Below are 14,296 nucleotides of genomic sequence, written 5' to 3'. Positions count from 1 at the left end.
GGCCTCCTTATTTTGCCTGGCCGACAGCAGCGAGAATGATATTCGCCACGCTATCGGGCTGGCTCAGCATCGACACATGGCTGGCCGCCACCTCACGAGTTTGCGCATGGATTTTTTTCGCCATTGCCCGTTCGAGGTCCGGGTTAATCATTCGATCCTGCGTACTCACCAGATACCAGCTCGGCTTTTGCGCCCAGGCGGCGTGCGTCACCTTATCGCTAAAGGCGGCGGCGCGAATCGGCCCCTGCGTTACTGGCAGCAGGCGCTGCTGCGCTGAAGGGAGATCGGGCGCGAAATCCCGCGCCAGCGCCGGTGCAGGAAGGTAAAGAAAACCGTCGGACGTCGTAGCCAGCGCCGCGCTGCCCGGCGGCGCCGGATAGCTGCTGGCCAGTTCGCCAGTAGACTGACCTTTGTCAGGGGCGAACGCGGCGACGTAGACCAGGGCTTTCACTTTCGCGTTATCGCCGGCCTCGGTGATGACCGTCCCGCCCCAGGAGTGGCCGACCAGCACCACATCGCCGTGCGCCCGGGCAATGGCGCGCTGCGTAGCGGCGACATCGTCACGTAACGACGTAAGCGGCAGCTGGACGGCGATAACCTCATCGTTTTTGGCTTGCAGCTTCGCGATGACGCGTTCCCAGCTGCTGCCATCGGCGAAAGCGCCGTGCACCAGCACCACAGAGTGGGGAGACTGCGCGTGAACGGCCTGTGCGGCGCAGAGCGCCAACAGGCTGGCGGAGAAGAGTCTGGCAAATGCTTTCATAGTGAACCTCATAACGGTGGATTAACGACTGCGCTTGCTGGCAGTCCGCCCATTTAACCCACCGCATGTGTTCAGGCTGTTTCCGGTTGCGCCCGTTTTGTCAGGTTGTATATGTCACGGCGTCGGAGATACAAAAGGCTACAAATCGTTTTGCCGCAAAATGATGAGCGCCTCGAGCCCGCCTTCGGGGCGATTGGTTAGCCGCAGCGAGCCGGCCATCTGGCTTACCAGCTGTGCGGCTATCGCAAGCCCCAACCCTGTGCCGCCGGTGTGGCGATTACGGGAGCTTTCCACGCGATAGAACGGTTCCAGCACCGCCTGCAGTTCATTTTCCGCAATGCCCGGCCCGTTATCCCGCACGCTAATCGCCACGCAGTCGGCCTGCGGAAAATCAAGCTGAATTTCCGCCTTATCACCAAACTTAAGCGCGTTATCGAGCAAGTTCGTCATGATGCGGCGCAGCGCCTGCGGCCGTACGGCGAAAATATCGCGGCCGTTGCAGGGAACAAACGTCACCGCTTTTCCAACGTCCTGATAATCGCAAGCCACGCTGTCAAGGAAGGCGTTAAGGCTTACGCTCTGGCGCTCCTCCTGCGGCACCTGCGCCGATCGCGCATAGGCGATCCCCTCGCGAACCAACCGGCTCATGTTATCAAGATCCCCCAGCAGCTTATCGCGCAACTCCGGTTGATCCGTCATTTCAACGCGCAGCTTCATGCGGGTGATCGGGGTTTGCAGGTCGTGGGAGATTGCCGCCAGGATCTGCGCGCGCTCCCGGAGATGATCCTGAATGCGCGTCTGCATCGCATTAAACGCGCGCGCCGCCTGCTGCACCTCCGCCGGTCCCGTTTCAGGCATGATCTGCGCGCTGGCGGCAGCGGGCTTAAGCGCATCGACCGCCCGGGTAAAGCGCATAAACGGCCGTACCACCTGACGCACCGCCAGCCATGCGCAGCCCAGCAGCAGCAAAAGCTGCGCCGCCAGCACCAGCGGCAGCCAGCGCGCAATGGCTGGCATGCGCGGCCAGAGATCGAGTGTCAGCGGTGCGCCATCGTGCAGCGTTAAATGCACCTGGATATGTTCGCGCGGATCGGGGATCGCATGAATGCTCATCTGATACTTTCCGCCGAGCGTCTCCTGCAGTGAACGCACCGCGTCGCGCGCACGCCAGCTGGTGGGATAAGGCCCCGGCTCCCCCTGTGACAGTTCGTAGCGATAGTTGCCGCGCTCAAGTTTCGCAAGCCACGCCGGCCGTTCTGCGGCGGGAAGACGATCGAGGATCGCCACGCTGGTCGCTACGTCATATTCAAGATTACCGAGCATCACGGTTCTGGCGCTGCTCATGCGCTCGATCATCAGGCTGGCGAGTGTGGCGGCATTCGCGAGCAACATGCCGCCAAGAACGATGATCAGCAGGCGCGACAGTAGCGATCGCGGCCAGAGGGTCATGCGTTCGCCTCTTTGATGATGACGGGCGCGGCCAGCACGTAGCCTTCGCTGCGCACCGTTTTGATATAAACAGGTTCACGCGCATCTTCGCGCAACCGCTGACGCAGGCGACTCACCAGCAGGTCGATGGAACGCTCAAACAGTTCGGCGTCACGGCCCTGGGTCAGGTTCAGCAGTTGATCGCGATTAAGCACGCGCTGCGGATGGTCGAGAAATACGCGCAACAGACGGTATTCCGCGCCGCTCAGCGCAACAATCACCCCTTCTTTGTCAATCAGGTGACGCGCCGAAGTATCGAGCTGCCAGTCGCCAAACGCGATTAGACGTCCGGCTTCGGTGATTTGCAGGTTTGGCGGCAATGCGCGGGTACGACGCAAAATCGCCTTAATTCGCGCCAGCAGCTCGCGCGCGACGAAGGGCTTAATGAGGTAGTCGTCGGCACCCATTTCCAGCCCGAGGATGCGGTCAGTCTCTTCGCTGCGAGCGGTGAGCATGAGCACCGGCAGGTTGCGCTGGGTGTCGTTGCGCAGCTGGCGACACAGCGTCAGGCCATCATCGCCCGGCATCATGATATCCAGCACCACCAAATCGACGTGGGCTGAGGAGAGGATCGCACGCATTTCGCGACCGTTGGCGGCGCCGGTAGCGCGGTAGCCAGATTTAATCAGATAATCCGTCACCAGTTCCCGAATATCCCGGTCATCATCCACCACAAGGATGTGATCAATATGTTCCAAAACAACCTCCCCTCTGCGACCTGCACAAAAAAGACCGGCGCGCCATGGCCGGTCCGGAACGGGTGGCGCTTCGCCTGCTACAGCGAGGCGGCATCCACCACGGCTTTGACGAATTCCTGCGGCGCTTCTGCCGGCGGGTTGTGTCCGATATTGCCGGTGAAGGTGCGATGCTCATATTTGCCGCTGAATTTCGCGCGATACGCTTGCGGCGCCGGATGCGGCGCGCCGTTGTTATCCCCCTCAATGGTGATAGTCGGCACGCTAATAACCGGCAATGCGGCTAACTTTTTCTCATAAGCATCATACTTTTGCTCGCCTTTTTCCAGGCCAAGCCGCCAGCGGTAGTTGCTAATGGTGATGGCAGTCTGGTCCGGGTTATCCAGCGCTTTAGCGCTCTGGTTAAACATCGCGTCGCTGAATTTCCAGCCGGGCGAGGCCTGCTGCCAGATAAGCCGGGCGAAATCATGGGTATTGTTGGCATACCCCTGACGGCCTCGCTCGGTAGCAAAATAAAATTGATACCACCATTGCAGTTCGGCCTGCGGCGGCAGCGGCTTGCGGCCTGCTTCCTGGCTGCTTATCAGATAGCCACTGACCGACACCAGCGCTTTTACCCGTTCCGGCCATAACGCCGCCACGATATCGGCGGTGCGCGCGCCCCAGTCAAAGCCGCCAAACACCGCCTGCTTAATATTAAGCGCATCCATCAGCGCCACCACATCTGACGCCATCGCCGAGGGTTGACCGTTACGCGGCGTTTGATCAGACAAAAAGCGCGTGCTGCCGTAGCCGCGCAGATAGGGCACGATGACACGATAGCCTTTGGCCGCAAGCTCCGGCGCAACGCTTACGTAGCTTTGAATGTCATAAGGCCAGCCGTGCAGCAGGATCACCGCCTGCCCATCGCGCGGCCCGATATCAACATACCCGACGTTGAGCACTCCGGCTTTTATCTGATGAATATGGCTGAATTCGGCGGCGTAGCTGGCGGCGGATTCTGTGGCGGCGACGGCGGAATTCACCGCGGTTAAGGCCAGTGCGGCCAGTAATGATGAGCGGAAGAGGGTTTTCATGGCGTTCTCCTTAGCGCGTTAGTGATGTGCGCCCTGGGCTGGTACGGTGAAGGCAATAGTCTTGCTGTCGAGCGGTTTGTGAGTGGGATCGGCGAGGATAATGGTCACCTTGTGCTTCCCTGCGGGTAGCCCGACCAGAATTACCGGTTCGCCGCTGGCGTCCGCCCAGTGCCATGGATTGTCATCGACGATCACATGAATATGGCCGATACGCGGCGTGACCTTTAGCGCATCCGGTCCAAACACCGGTTCGATGCGCAAGTTCTCGGCGCGGTACTGGATGAACACCGCGCCTTTGCGCAGCGGCCCCGCCAGCGGCGCATCGACGATCAATCTGGCTGGCGGCTGGGGATGCTCCAGCGGCGCCACGGCGGCAGGCCCCAGCACATCCGCAGCGCTGAGTCCGTCCAGCCGTTCTGCCCATGCGCAGGTCGCCGAAGCGCCCATCAGGAAAGATGAAATCAACACTCGGGTTAACATTTACGCGATCTCCTCATCGTTAAGTGATGCCTACAGGAGACCATGGCGATGTACAGGGGATATTTGCAAAACAGCGCGTTATGCAACGGGGTGTAAGAGATTGGCAGGTTGATACAGTGCGATACAAAAAGAGGCGGGCCTCTGACAAATAACGGTGGGCGTACGCGCCAGCGTATTCTGCGCCCCGGGCCGCCTGATTCCCTTATTCTCCTTTTCCCAACGGGAAAAAGAAGAAAACCCCGGCAGGCGACGCTGCGCGATTTTCTCCTGCGATACTCGCTCTGTACAACAGTCCAGGCCAGTCAGCGCCAACCGCCATAAACAAAAAAGGCGAATAGCTCACGCTATCCGCCCTGCAAAACGCCTTATCTCATCCTCCCGCGGGAGAACAAACCGCTTACCAGACTTCGCTCGCGATGCCGGTCACCAGGCGTACTTTATCCCACTGCTGCTCAACGCTCAGGCTGTTGCCCTCTTCGGTGGAGGCAAAGCCGCACTGCGGGCTCAGGCACAGCTGGTTGATGTCCACATACTGCGCCGCTTCTTTCAGACGCGCCTTCACCAGTTCCGGGTTCTCCAGCTCGCCGTTTTTGGTGGTAATAAGTCCCAGCACCACCTGCTGCTTGCCCGGACGGATAAAGCGCAGCGGCGCGAAATCGCCGGAACGGTCGTTATCGTACTCAAGGAAGAAAGCATCAATGTTCACTGTGCCGAACAGCACTTCCGCCACCGGCTCGTAGCCGCCTTCGGAGATCCAGCTTGAACGGAAGTTGCCGCGACAAACGTGCAGGCCGATGGTTAAATCTTCCGGTTTGCCCTCCAGCGCCTTATTGAGCACGCGGGCGTAAATCTTCATCAGCTCGTCCGGGTCTTCGCCGCGTTCGCGAACTTTGGCGCGCTGCTCATCAGAGCAAAGGTACGCCCAGACGGTGTCGTCCAGTTGCAGGTAGCGGCAGCCCGCGTCATAGAACGCGCGGATGGCGTCGCGCCAGGTGGTGGCGAGGTCGTCGAAATAGTCGTTGAGATCCGGGTAAACGGTGCGGTCGATGGCTTTCGCGCCGCCGCGGAAATGCAGCACGCTCGGGCTCGGGATGGTCATTTTCGGTTCAGCATTGCCGCTTACGCTCTTCAGATAACGGAAATCTTCCAGCATCGGGTGGTTGCCAAAACCGACCTTGCCCACCACGCGCACGCTTTGCGCTTTGGTCTGAATGCCATTGAACTGAATGCCCTGCTCCACCTCATAAAGCTCCACGCCCTGAAGTGCTGCGAAGAAATCCATGTGCCACCAGGCGCGGCGGAACTCGCCGTCGGTCACCACGTGCAGGCCGCAGGCGCACTGCTGGGCCACGCTTTCACGGATAGCCTCATCTTCAACTTTACGCAGCGCAGCGGCGTCAATCTGGCCGGCGGCGAACTGCTGGCGCGCCTGTTTGATGGCGTCCGGGCGCAGAAAACTGCCGACTACATCGGCGCGAAACGGGGCGTGTTGACGTTGCATTTTTTTCTCCCAACCCTGCTTGATTAGTAACGCAGGGTGATAGTTGACTGTTTGAACTTTTGGCCGTCTGGATGGCTATATGTCCAGAGAATGGCATGAGCGGCGCTCATGAGCAAACGAGGAAATTTCATGGGTGTTGAAAAAAATTCATCTAAAAAAAATCCCCACCGAAGTGGGGAAAAAGAAGGCACATAACGAGAGAAATTAAGGGTTAGTTTTGGCATCGCTGTCGGTTACGCCGGGTATGGGCTGCGTCGGGCGCTTGTACTGGCCGTTCAGGGCGTCGACACCGCTCTGCGGTTTCGCGAGTTCCCGTAAGTCTTCACGAGATTTGCGGATCTCCTGAGTATTAACGTTGAGCTTTTTGTCGCGCTCGCTGACCAGTTCCGGCTTCGCTTCACCGTCGCGGCTAAAAGACCAGGCAAGCATCGGCGGACCCAGCGGCAGCGCCGTACCCTGTTCGCCAGATGCGCCGGTATGCCAGACGTGCCAGGTTTTGCCGTAGCTGTTCATTTTATCTTTCATCAAGCGGTGCTCGGCCATTTTTGGGATGCCTGGCGCGATAAGCTGCCCGCTGAGAATTTCGCCATTATGCGGGTGCCAGTACTGGCGCTCTTCCTGCGGCAAGGTCGCGAAAAGTTTTTCCGAGATAATATATTCCACGCCGGTCATATTGGCGTCTTTGGTATTGCCGTCAAATAAAACGCACTGGGCGAAATCCTGATTCACCTGATGGCAATAATGATGCGCTTCCATTTGATTTTCAGGGTTATCTTTCATGGGATGAAAACCCACCAGATAAATATCGAAATCGCTTAGCGGCGATTTACTTTGCAGCAGCGCTGCCCCGCTTTCCAGTACATGGGTGGTGGTGCTTTTATTTTCACCCGGCGGTGAGGTTTTTTCTGCGAACCCGGAAAAGGAAACGGCAAATAAAGTTAACGCACCGTACAGAGGTAAATAAGTTTTCATCGTTATCACTGTCTGTATAAGTAAGGGGCTGCTGAACGTAAACGGCCTCCGGTATGGGCAGACCCATACCGGAGGAACGTTAAGCCAGTCCAGACCGGCTCAGGCTTCAGGATGAAGAACGGCTGCTGTTCTTACCACCTTTACGGCCTGCTTCCGCGGCGCGCTCGCGGTCGTTTTTAAAATTCCCGCCGCTATTCTGCCCGCCTTTACGGCCTGCTGCAGATGCACGCTCACGATCTTGCGCAAAATTACCTGAACCACCACGATGCTGAGTCATAATATCTCCTCCTGGATCATCAGAATTAAATTCGCGTAAGCACTATTGCGTAACGCAGAAATAACTATAGGTAGGCCTCCCCGTTTCGCAAGTTACATAAGCAAGCGAAATCTTTTTCCAGGACTTTTCCCTAATACCGGCACCATAATCTGTTTCATGGCTCATGATAAATAACGAAATTTCGCATACTCTTTACTTAAATTAAGATTGTTCCTAAAAGCAAATCTTAATTATCTGCCGCTTCTCTTACTGGCTATTATTAATGCCGACGTCATCTCGTTGCGTTAATTCCCGTGAAAGGAGCGATTAATGAAACAGAAATGGTATTGTTGCCCCGCATTGCGTCGCAAAGACTGTTTTATGGTGATGGCTATGGGTCAGGATGTTTTTCTGCTGTTTAAGAGGGGTGGTTCGCTACGCCGCTCCCGCGAATGGCTATCGCGGGTTAAGGAGAAGTTTATCCGGGTGGGTTAAACGACACGGATAACCCTGCTTTATGCGGGGTTGCAGGCAAAAGCGCTATCTCGTTTAATGCATAGCGCTTTTGTTAACTCAGTGACTATTATGATCGTTCGTCCCCACCAGCACTGGTTTACCCGCCTTTTTGTCTGGCATGGTTCCGTACTGGCTAAAATTTCCACCCGCCTGCTGCTTAATGTTGCGCTTTCCGTCACCGTTATCTTTTTTCTGCCCTGGTATGAAGCCCTTGACATTAAGCTCACCATTGCGCCTTTCAGCATTCTTGGCGTAGCTATCGCCATTTTTCTCGGCTTTCGCAACAGCGCCTGCTATGCGCGCTATACCGAAGCGCGCCTGATCTGGGGGCAATTAGTGATCCAGAGCCGTTCGCTGTTGCGCGTATCCCGCACGCTGCTGACCGCCCACCCGCAGGAAATTCGCCATCTGGTTAACCTGCAGATCGCTTTTTGCCACTGTCTGCGTCTGACGCTGCGGCGCAAAAAGCTCGATAACGTGCTGGATCGCTACTTAAGCCAGGCGGAACTGAATGCCGTGTTGCACAGCCACTCCCCCTGCAACCGCATCATTCTGCTGATGGGTGAATGGCTGGCCGCCCAACGCGCCCGCGGCGCGCTGTCGGATATTCTGTTCCAGAGCCTGGATAACCACCTGAACGAGCTTTCCGGCATTCTGGCTGGCTGCGAGCGCATCGCCAATACGCCGCTGCCCTTCGCCTATTCGCTTATCGTGCACCGTACGGTCTATCTGTTCTGCATTCTGCTGCCTTTCGCGCTGGTGACCGACCTGCACTTCATGACGCCGTTTGTCTCGGTCTTTATCTCGTATACCTTCCTTTCGCTCGATACCCTGGCGGAGGAGCTGGAAGATCCCTTTGGTATGGAAGATAACGATCTGCCGCTCGATGCGCTGTGCAATGGCATAGAGATAGATTTGCGCGAAATGATCAACGACGAGCACAAGCCGGAAAAAATGCGCCCCGACCGGCGCTACCTGCTCACCTGATTCATAACGGTAAACAATTAGTTGCCAGCATTTATAGTTAGTAAGTTATAAATTCTGTGCTACTTTCCCTGTTCGCTTCCTGAGAAGTTGTCTGTGAACCCCGCCCTCCTGGCGCCGCAAAGGCCGGCGCAAGGAGATATTGCTTCTTCATGATTTTTCGGTCGTTAAAGGAATAGCCATGTCACATTTCACTATTGAAATGTTGTCCGATCAGTGCGGTGTCACTACGCCCAACCTGCGAGCCTGGCAGCGTCACGGCCTGCTTAAGCCCACCCGGGCCAGCAATGGGAAACGTTATTACGACTACAGTCATCTGCTGCGTATCCAGCTTATTCTCAAGTGGCTTAATGAAGGCGTGCCGATAACAGAGCTGGCGCGCCTGCTGAAAGGCGAACACGCTACGCTGAGTAGCCAGTGGGAGCTCTATCAGGAACAGCTGCTTTCCGCGCTGGAGAATCCCAGAACGGATAAGTTGCGCGCCCTGTTGCGCCGCTATGGCCGGGAATTGCCCGCAGGCGCGCTGCTGGATAAGGTGATTTGCCCGTTGCGCCTCTGGCTGCGCGAAGGCGCCAACGCCACGCAGATGACCCGCCGCGCGCGGTTTGATACACAACTGGTGGAATACGCCGCCTTTGTATTGCAGGGATTGCGCAAGCGCCCGGCGGATACGCTGGTGATGATCCCGCTGAATATGGAAGACCCGCTCGCTATCTGGCTGGAGGCGATTCGCTTCTCCGGCGAAGGCTTTCGCATTGACCTGCTCGCTCACCCGGTCGCCCAACCGGATCTTGATGAGTTTCAGGCCGAACACTATCTTCTGTGGAGCGATGCGCCGCTCACGCCGCTACAGCAGGTGCTTTACCAGCAGTGGCAGAATGAAGGGCGCCCGCTCTTTACCGCGGGCGTCGGGTTTAGCGCCCCGACGCCTGCCGAAGCGCCCGTCAGCGAAGCGCAAGCGGATATGTCAGACGCAGGCTGACAACGTCTCCTCGCCGGCGAAGGCATACCCTTCGTCGGCCCAGCCCGTAAGCCCGCCAATCATTATTTTTACCGGCAGCCCAAGCCGCGCCAGCCGCAGCGCCGCACGGTCAGCTCCGTTGCAGTGCGGGCCTGCGCAGTAAACCACAAACAGCGTCCCTTCCGGCCATTCAGCCATACGTTCCGCCGTCATCTCTCCCCACGGCAGGTGTTCTGCGCCAGGAATATGTTTACGGGCAAAGCCCGCCTCGCTGCCTACGACATGCAACAGGACAAAATCTTTTTCGCCCATGCGCATCGCCGCATGCACATCGGCACAGTCGGTCTCTACGCTAAGCCTTGCCAAAAAATGGGCTTCGGCACTGGCGGAAGGGGCGGCGGGAAACTCGGTTACATAGCTCATTGTCTGCTCCTGCTGGTTTGTGTTAACAATACCTTAACTCGCAGGCGCGACGATGACCGCCCTGCCCGCTGCCAGAAATCGCAAGGATTTTGACAATCATGCATCAACCTTTAACCAACCCGCTGGTTGTGGCGCTCGCCTATGACGGACTTTGTACGTTTGAATTCGGCGTAGCCGTGGAGATTTTCGGTCTGCCGCGTCCGGAGATGGGGCCGCAGTGGTATCGGTTTGCGGTGGCGAGCGTTGATGACGGCCCGCTTCGCGCCACGGGCGGCGTGAAAATCATGACCGACGGCGGGCTGGAGCTGCTGGCGCAAGCGGGAACCATCGTCATTCCCGGCTGGCGCGGCAGCGAAGCGCCGGTGCCGCAGGCCTTGTGCGACGCGCTGCAGCAGGCGCACAGTCGCGGCTGCCGGATTATCTCTATCTGCTCCGGCGTGTTTGTGCTGGCGGCAAGCGGGTTGCTTAACGGTCGTAAAGCGACCACCCACTGGCGTTATCTCGACGCGCTCGCCCGCCGTTACCCGCAAACCGACGTGGTGCCGGATGTGCTCTATCTCGACCAGGGGGATGTGCTCACCTCCGCAGGCAGCGCGGCGGGCATCGATCTCTGTCTGCATCTGGTGCGGCGCGACTTCGGACGCGAGGCGGCGAACAGCGTGGCGCGACGCTTAGTGGTGCAGCCGCATCGCGACGGCGGCCAAACGCAACATCTGGAACGCCCGGTGCCGCGCGCCCGCGAAAGCCAGCGGCTCGGCCTGCTGTTTGATTTTCTCCACCAGCAATTAGCGCACAACCACACGGTGGCGGCGCTGGCGGAAAAAGCAGGAATGAGTCCGCGCACCTTTTTACGCCGTTTCCAGGAGGCGACCGGCACCACGCCAGGCCGCTGGCTGCTTAACGAACGCCTGCTGCGCGCCCGGGAGCTGCTGGAAACCACCCGCTTCTCGCTTGAGCAGATTGCAGGCGAAGTGGGGTTTGGCAGCGCAACCACCCTGCGCTACCACTTCCAGCGCCAGTTCGCGCTTTCCCCGATGGGCTACCGTAAGCGATTTGCCGCCCGTTAAAGCAAAAAAAAAACCGCCAGCGAAACTGGCGGCAATGCTTGCATGGATAAATTTATTATTACCGTGTGCATGAATCGGCTACGGTTTGAGGTAACGATCTCACCTCTGGATCTTCACTCTGACACAACTTTCCTTAACCGCAGTTAAACGAACCCGACGGAGGCACCATGCAGGACTGGAACCCCGAGCTTTATATGCAGTTTTCAGCCGAGCGCACCCGTCCGGCCCAGGAGCTGGTGGCGCGCATCGCCGCGCGGCTCAACGTAAAGCAGGCATACGATCTGGGCTGCGGGCCTGGCAACAGTACAGAACTGCTGCGCAAAGCCTGGCCGCAGGCGAACATTACCGGCGTCGACACCTCGCCCGCGATGCTTGCGAAAGCCCGTCGGGCGTTGCCGGATTGCCACTTCGTCGAACAGGATGTGCTGCGCTGGCGGCCCGACGAGCCGGCTGACCTTATCTATGCGAATGCTTCGCTGCAATGGCTGCCCGATCACGCCTCGCTGTTTCCCCGGCTCGCCAGCCTGCTGGCGCCGCAGGGCGTACTGGCAGCGCAGATGCCCGACAACTGGCAGGAGCCTACCCATGCCGCTATGCGGACCGTCGCAAAGGCGATGGGGATGACGGTAAAAGAGCGCGAGCCCCTGCTTGCCGTGGAAGCCTATTATGATTTGCTGAGCCAGGCGGGTTGCGAGCTGGATATCTGGCGCACCACCTATTTTCATCTGATGCCCTCGGTCGACGCGATAGTAGAGTGGCTGCGCGCCACCGGCCTGCGCCCTTTCCTGGACGCGCTGGATGAAACAGGACAGCAACACTTCCTTGACCGCTATCGCCTGCTGCTCTCTCAGCACTATTTGCCGCGCGGCGATGGCCGGTTATTGCTCGCTTTCCCGCGGCTGTTTATCGTCGCCCATAAGAAATAGCCTGTTGTTCAGTCAATAAAAAAGACCCCGCAGGGTCTGCTTTTTCCTTTTCGGTTTCGGTGCGCGTCGGCGCACCGTTACGTAAAGCCGCTGTGGGTTAACCGTGTTTATACGGGTCCACTTCATCATCTTTACTGTCGTCCCGTTTACGCGGAATTTCCCCTTCCTGGCCGGGGTTATCCCGCGTTTTCTTCACCGATTCGGGAGCGGACGGCGCCTTCTCTTTATCTCCTTGCGGGGAGTTCGCACGTTCAACCATAAACACCTCCTGACTCTTTATGTTGTCCTGTAAGTGTAGGACATACTTACCGCTTATGCGGCCAGGCGTCAGGCGCTGTAGAAAAGAAGGCAGCGCTCAGGCTTATGAGCCCGTTACGGAATCATTGCCAGAGCTGGTGGTGGATGACATCGACGTGCCTATCTGTTCAGCCTGCGCGCCGGACCCCGGACGGGCTTTGCCGAGCATCGGCTCTTCGCCCAGCAGGTCTGGCTGCTCTTTGGCGGTGAACTGGCCTTTGCCGTCAAAAGATGGGCCATCGCACCAGCGGCCCTGCGGCAGCGGTTTGTCCAGCGAGGTGTTAAGGCAGTAATAGGAATGCTCATTTGCTTCCTGTTCCTGCGGGAAGCTGTTCGGAATAGGCAGCGAAGCAGAAAGCCCGCCCATATCCTCAATGACCGCCAGCCACTGCTGCTGGTGCATGGTGTCGCGGGCTATCAGGAAGGAGAGAAAATCTTTCATCCCTTTATCTTCCGTCAGGTTGTACAGCCGCGTCGCCAGCACGCGCCCTGTTGCTTCCGCGGTCACGTTGGCCAACATATCCGCCGCCACGTTGCCGGATGCGTAAACATGGCTCATATCAAACGGCACGCCGTTGGCGTTAACCGGCAACGCGGCAAGTCCTGACGAGAGTACATGGCGCGGGTTCATGCCGCCCAGAATGGCGTTGACCACCGGATCTTTGGCTGACGCTTCCTGATAAGAGAGCGGCGCGCCTTCCAGGTTCAGCGCGACCGCGTGGCCGAGCATTTCAATGTGCGCCAGCTCTTCGGTCGCGGTCGAGATCAGCAAGTCTTTGATGCGAGCGTCACCGCGGGCGCCCATCGCCTGAAAGAAATACTGCATGGCGACGCGAATCTCCCCTTCAACGCCACCGATAGCCTGCTGCAACAGCATGGCGAATTCCGGATCGGGTTTTTCCACGCGAACGGGATACTGAAGTTTCGAAGAGTGATGAAACATACTACCTCCTGTCTGTGGTTATTGATTTTGAGAAACAACTCCACAAGCCTGGAAGCGCCCTTATGAATTAGCAAACAAAGATGAGAATTATTTTCATTAACGAGGCGGTGGGGCGTCACGCTTTAACCGGGCGTCGCTATGCGTTTTTTTGCTGATAGTTAACAGATTTTTTTGAAACGAAACGCTTAAAAATTTAGTAACAAAAAAGAGGCAAGCTCATTGCGAAACAACAGCCGAAACAGCAGTTTTCGTTATGTTTTTGTGCCTGTAGCGCAGAAATTACGCGCTGTACAGCTGAATCACAGTTGCGCCTGAATGTCACCGGCTCGCGCCATTTTTGAGCAAAATTCCTAAAGCAGAGCGGCATTCTGTGACCAAGACTTATTACTACAAAACGAAGAGCAGGCAGCAAACGACATGAACTGATGCAATGTGACCCGTGGATTCCGGCAGGATCCCGCCAATGGTGGAGGTGAAGAATGGTGAACCAACATCTGATGAAAAAAGCCCGTCGCGCCGCGCGTGAAGCGATAACGAAACGTAACTCCCGCAAGTGGGATGAGGCGAATCGTATGATGCGCCAGGCCGCCGCCGGCGCTTTCTGAAGCCTCAAAAATGAAACGCTGAAGGGCGGCGCTCTGCAAAATACGATTGAGGCGATACGCGCCTGTCGCTTGCAGAGAATGAAAGCATAAAAACCGGGCTGCACGCCCGGTTTTGCTTTATCTGCTTCTTTTTTAATACTTTTGGCGGATATCCGAGATTTGCCGGTGCGGTAAAGTGGCCTTCGTAGCGATTTTGCATTTGCATACCCCGGAGCCGGCGGATTTCACTGCTCCGGGGCCTTTTCTCTCACTTATTTTGCGATATCGCGGCCCTGCTTCGCAGGCATAAAAAAACCCGCCTGTCAGCGGGTTTGAGGTTTTACCCCTCCCGGCGCTTATCTCC

The 14,296-nt window shown here is 57.5% G+C and carries 18 protein-coding genes; 6 read left to right on the top strand and 12 right to left on the bottom strand.

From position 1 onward, the window contains the following. Positions 1-7: 7 nt before the first annotated feature. From MT962_RS06655 to MT962_RS06620, 8 genes are all read right to left on the bottom strand, one after another. Complete coding sequence (locus tag MT962_RS06655; RefSeq protein ID WP_024558362.1) at positions 8-763, bottom strand: alpha/beta hydrolase; 756 nt, start codon at positions 761-763, stop codon at positions 8-10. 138 nt (positions 764-901) lie between these two features. Further along, positions 902-2,212 (bottom strand): ATP-binding protein, encoded by a 1,311-nt coding sequence (locus tag MT962_RS06650; protein WP_247365219.1) that lies wholly within the window; start codon positions 2,210-2,212, stop codon positions 902-904. Then, positions 2,209-2,949, bottom strand: a complete 741-nt coding sequence (locus MT962_RS06645; protein ID WP_024560323.1) for a response regulator — start codon at positions 2,947-2,949, stop codon at positions 2,209-2,211. The genes MT962_RS06650 and MT962_RS06645 overlap by 4 nt, the downstream gene beginning before the upstream one ends. 77 nt (positions 2,950-3,026) lie before the next feature. Further along, complete coding sequence (locus tag MT962_RS06640; protein ID WP_247365218.1) at positions 3,027-4,022, bottom strand: alpha/beta hydrolase; 996 nt, start codon at positions 4,020-4,022, stop codon at positions 3,027-3,029. Between the two features lie 18 nt (positions 4,023-4,040). Then, complete coding sequence (locus tag MT962_RS06635; protein WP_229701832.1) at positions 4,041-4,469, bottom strand: DUF6130 family protein; 429 nt, start codon at positions 4,467-4,469, stop codon at positions 4,041-4,043. Positions 4,470-4,899: 430 nt separating this feature from the next. Next, entirely contained in the window at positions 4,900-6,003 is a 1,104-nt protein-coding gene (locus MT962_RS06630; RefSeq protein WP_024560325.1) for a cobalamin-independent methionine synthase II family protein, read from the bottom strand. Positions 6,004-6,207: 204 nt separating this feature from the next. Next, a complete protein-coding gene (locus MT962_RS06625; protein WP_247365217.1) occupies positions 6,208-6,975 on the bottom strand; it encodes an OBAP family protein in 768 nt (255 codons plus the stop codon). Positions 6,976-7,081: 106 nt separating this feature from the next. Then, positions 7,082-7,252 (bottom strand): general stress protein, encoded by a 171-nt coding sequence (locus tag MT962_RS06620; RefSeq protein WP_024554979.1) that lies wholly within the window; start codon positions 7,250-7,252, stop codon positions 7,082-7,084. A 309-nt stretch (positions 7,253-7,561) separates the two neighbouring features. On the opposite strand from MT962_RS06620, the gene MT962_RS06615 reads away from it, so the two are divergent. From MT962_RS06615 to MT962_RS06605, 3 genes are all read left to right on the top strand, one after another. Further along, a complete protein-coding gene (locus MT962_RS06615; protein ID WP_167541511.1) occupies positions 7,562-7,726 on the top strand; it encodes a hypothetical protein in 165 nt (54 codons plus the stop codon). 90 nt (positions 7,727-7,816) lie between these two features. Next, positions 7,817-8,734, top strand: a complete 918-nt coding sequence (locus MT962_RS06610) for a bestrophin family ion channel (RefSeq protein WP_247365216.1) — start codon at positions 7,817-7,819, stop codon at positions 8,732-8,734. A gap of 178 nt (positions 8,735-8,912) precedes the next feature. Next, a complete protein-coding gene (locus tag MT962_RS06605; protein ID WP_024558354.1) occupies positions 8,913-9,713 on the top strand; it encodes a MerR family transcriptional regulator in 801 nt (266 codons plus the stop codon). Here the strand turns inward: MT962_RS06605 and MT962_RS06600 are convergent. Then, complete coding sequence (locus MT962_RS06600; protein ID WP_024558353.1) at positions 9,699-10,115, bottom strand: rhodanese-like domain-containing protein; 417 nt, start codon at positions 10,113-10,115, stop codon at positions 9,699-9,701. The genes MT962_RS06605 and MT962_RS06600 overlap by 15 nt on opposite strands. A 98-nt stretch (positions 10,116-10,213) precedes the next feature. Between MT962_RS06600 and ftrA the strand changes: the two genes are divergently transcribed. Both ftrA and tam read left to right on the top strand, forming a co-directional pair. Beyond that, positions 10,214-11,182: a transcriptional regulator FtrA gene (ftrA, locus tag MT962_RS06595; RefSeq protein ID WP_247365215.1), complete on the top strand. Its 969-nt coding sequence runs from the start codon at positions 10,214-10,216 to the stop codon at positions 11,180-11,182. Positions 11,183-11,349: 167 nt separating this feature from the next. After that, a complete protein-coding gene (gene tam, locus MT962_RS06590) occupies positions 11,350-12,108 on the top strand; it encodes a trans-aconitate 2-methyltransferase (RefSeq protein ID WP_024558351.1) in 759 nt (252 codons plus the stop codon). 97 nt (positions 12,109-12,205) lie between these two features. On the opposite strand, the gene MT962_RS06585 is transcribed toward tam, so the two are convergent. Together MT962_RS06585 and MT962_RS06580 are read right to left on the bottom strand one after the other, a co-directional pair. Beyond that, on the bottom strand, positions 12,206-12,367 hold the full coding sequence (locus tag MT962_RS06585) for a hypothetical protein (protein WP_162531812.1): 162 nt from the start codon (positions 12,365-12,367) through the stop codon (positions 12,206-12,208). Positions 12,368-12,469: 102 nt separating this feature from the next. Continuing rightward, positions 12,470-13,348, bottom strand: a complete 879-nt coding sequence (locus tag MT962_RS06580; RefSeq protein ID WP_024558350.1) for a manganese catalase family protein — start codon at positions 13,346-13,348, stop codon at positions 12,470-12,472. 479 nt (positions 13,349-13,827) lie between these two features. Between MT962_RS06580 and MT962_RS22215 the strand changes: the two genes are divergently transcribed. Next, positions 13,828-13,953, top strand: coding sequence for a hypothetical protein (locus MT962_RS22215; protein ID WP_268237248.1), 126 nt, complete (start codon positions 13,828-13,830; stop codon positions 13,951-13,953). 4 nt (positions 13,954-13,957) lie between these two features. On the opposite strand, the gene MT962_RS06575 is transcribed toward MT962_RS22215, so the two are convergent. After that, the gene (locus MT962_RS06575; protein ID WP_247365214.1) at positions 13,958-14,152 is read right to left on the bottom strand and encodes a hypothetical protein; all 195 of its coding nucleotides are present in this window, start codon (positions 14,150-14,152) and stop codon (positions 13,958-13,960) included. Between the last annotated feature and the right edge of the window lie 144 nt (positions 14,153-14,296).

It is taken from the genome of Franconibacter sp. IITDAS19, from assembly GCF_023079515.1.
GTDB classification, from domain to species: domain Bacteria; phylum Pseudomonadota; class Gammaproteobacteria; order Enterobacterales; family Enterobacteriaceae; genus Franconibacter; species Franconibacter pulveris.
The sequence above is the reverse complement of the archived record's forward strand: the minus strand, read 5'-3'. Positions and strand labels throughout refer to the sequence as shown.

Bases quoted from the DNA above. Each gene is read 5' to 3' on its own strand.
- MT962_RS06655 (WP_024558362.1), bottom strand. From the start codon at position 763: ATGAAAGCATTTGCCAGACTCTTCTCCGCCAGCCTGTTGGCGCTCTGC.
- MT962_RS06650 (WP_247365219.1), bottom strand. From the start codon at position 2,212: ATGACCCTCTGGCCGCGATCGCTACTGTCGCGCCTGCTGATCATCGTT.
- MT962_RS06640 (WP_247365218.1), bottom strand. From the start codon at position 4,022: ATGAAAACCCTCTTCCGCTCATCATTACTGGCCGCACTGGCCTTAACC.
- MT962_RS06635 (WP_229701832.1), bottom strand. From the start codon at position 4,469: ATGGGCGCTTCGGCGACCTGCGCATGGGCAGAACGGCTGGACGGACTC.
- MT962_RS06630 (WP_024560325.1), bottom strand. From the start codon at position 6,003: ATGCAACGTCAACACGCCCCGTTTCGCGCCGATGTAGTCGGCAGTTTT.
- MT962_RS06625 (WP_247365217.1), bottom strand. From the start codon at position 6,975: ATGAAAACTTATTTACCTCTGTACGGTGCGTTAACTTTATTTGCCGTT.
- MT962_RS06620 (WP_024554979.1), bottom strand. From the start codon at position 7,252: ATGACTCAGCATCGTGGTGGTTCAGGTAATTTTGCGCAAGATCGTGAG.
- MT962_RS06615 (WP_167541511.1), top strand. From the start codon at position 7,562: ATGAAACAGAAATGGTATTGTTGCCCCGCATTGCGTCGCAAAGACTGT.
- MT962_RS06610 (WP_247365216.1), top strand. From the start codon at position 7,817: ATGATCGTTCGTCCCCACCAGCACTGGTTTACCCGCCTTTTTGTCTGG.
- MT962_RS06605 (WP_024558354.1), top strand. From the start codon at position 8,913: ATGTCACATTTCACTATTGAAATGTTGTCCGATCAGTGCGGTGTCACT.
- MT962_RS06600 (WP_024558353.1), bottom strand. From the start codon at position 10,115: ATGAGCTATGTAACCGAGTTTCCCGCCGCCCCTTCCGCCAGTGCCGAA.
- ftrA (WP_247365215.1), top strand. From the start codon at position 10,214: ATGCATCAACCTTTAACCAACCCGCTGGTTGTGGCGCTCGCCTATGAC.
- tam (WP_024558351.1), top strand. From the start codon at position 11,350: ATGCAGGACTGGAACCCCGAGCTTTATATGCAGTTTTCAGCCGAGCGC.
- MT962_RS06585 (WP_162531812.1), bottom strand. From the start codon at position 12,367: ATGGTTGAACGTGCGAACTCCCCGCAAGGAGATAAAGAGAAGGCGCCG.
- MT962_RS06580 (WP_024558350.1), bottom strand. From the start codon at position 13,348: ATGTTTCATCACTCTTCGAAACTTCAGTATCCCGTTCGCGTGGAAAAA.
- MT962_RS22215 (WP_268237248.1), top strand. From the start codon at position 13,828: ATGGTGAACCAACATCTGATGAAAAAAGCCCGTCGCGCCGCGCGTGAA.
- MT962_RS06575 (WP_247365214.1), bottom strand. From the start codon at position 14,152: ATGCAAAATCGCTACGAAGGCCACTTTACCGCACCGGCAAATCTCGGA.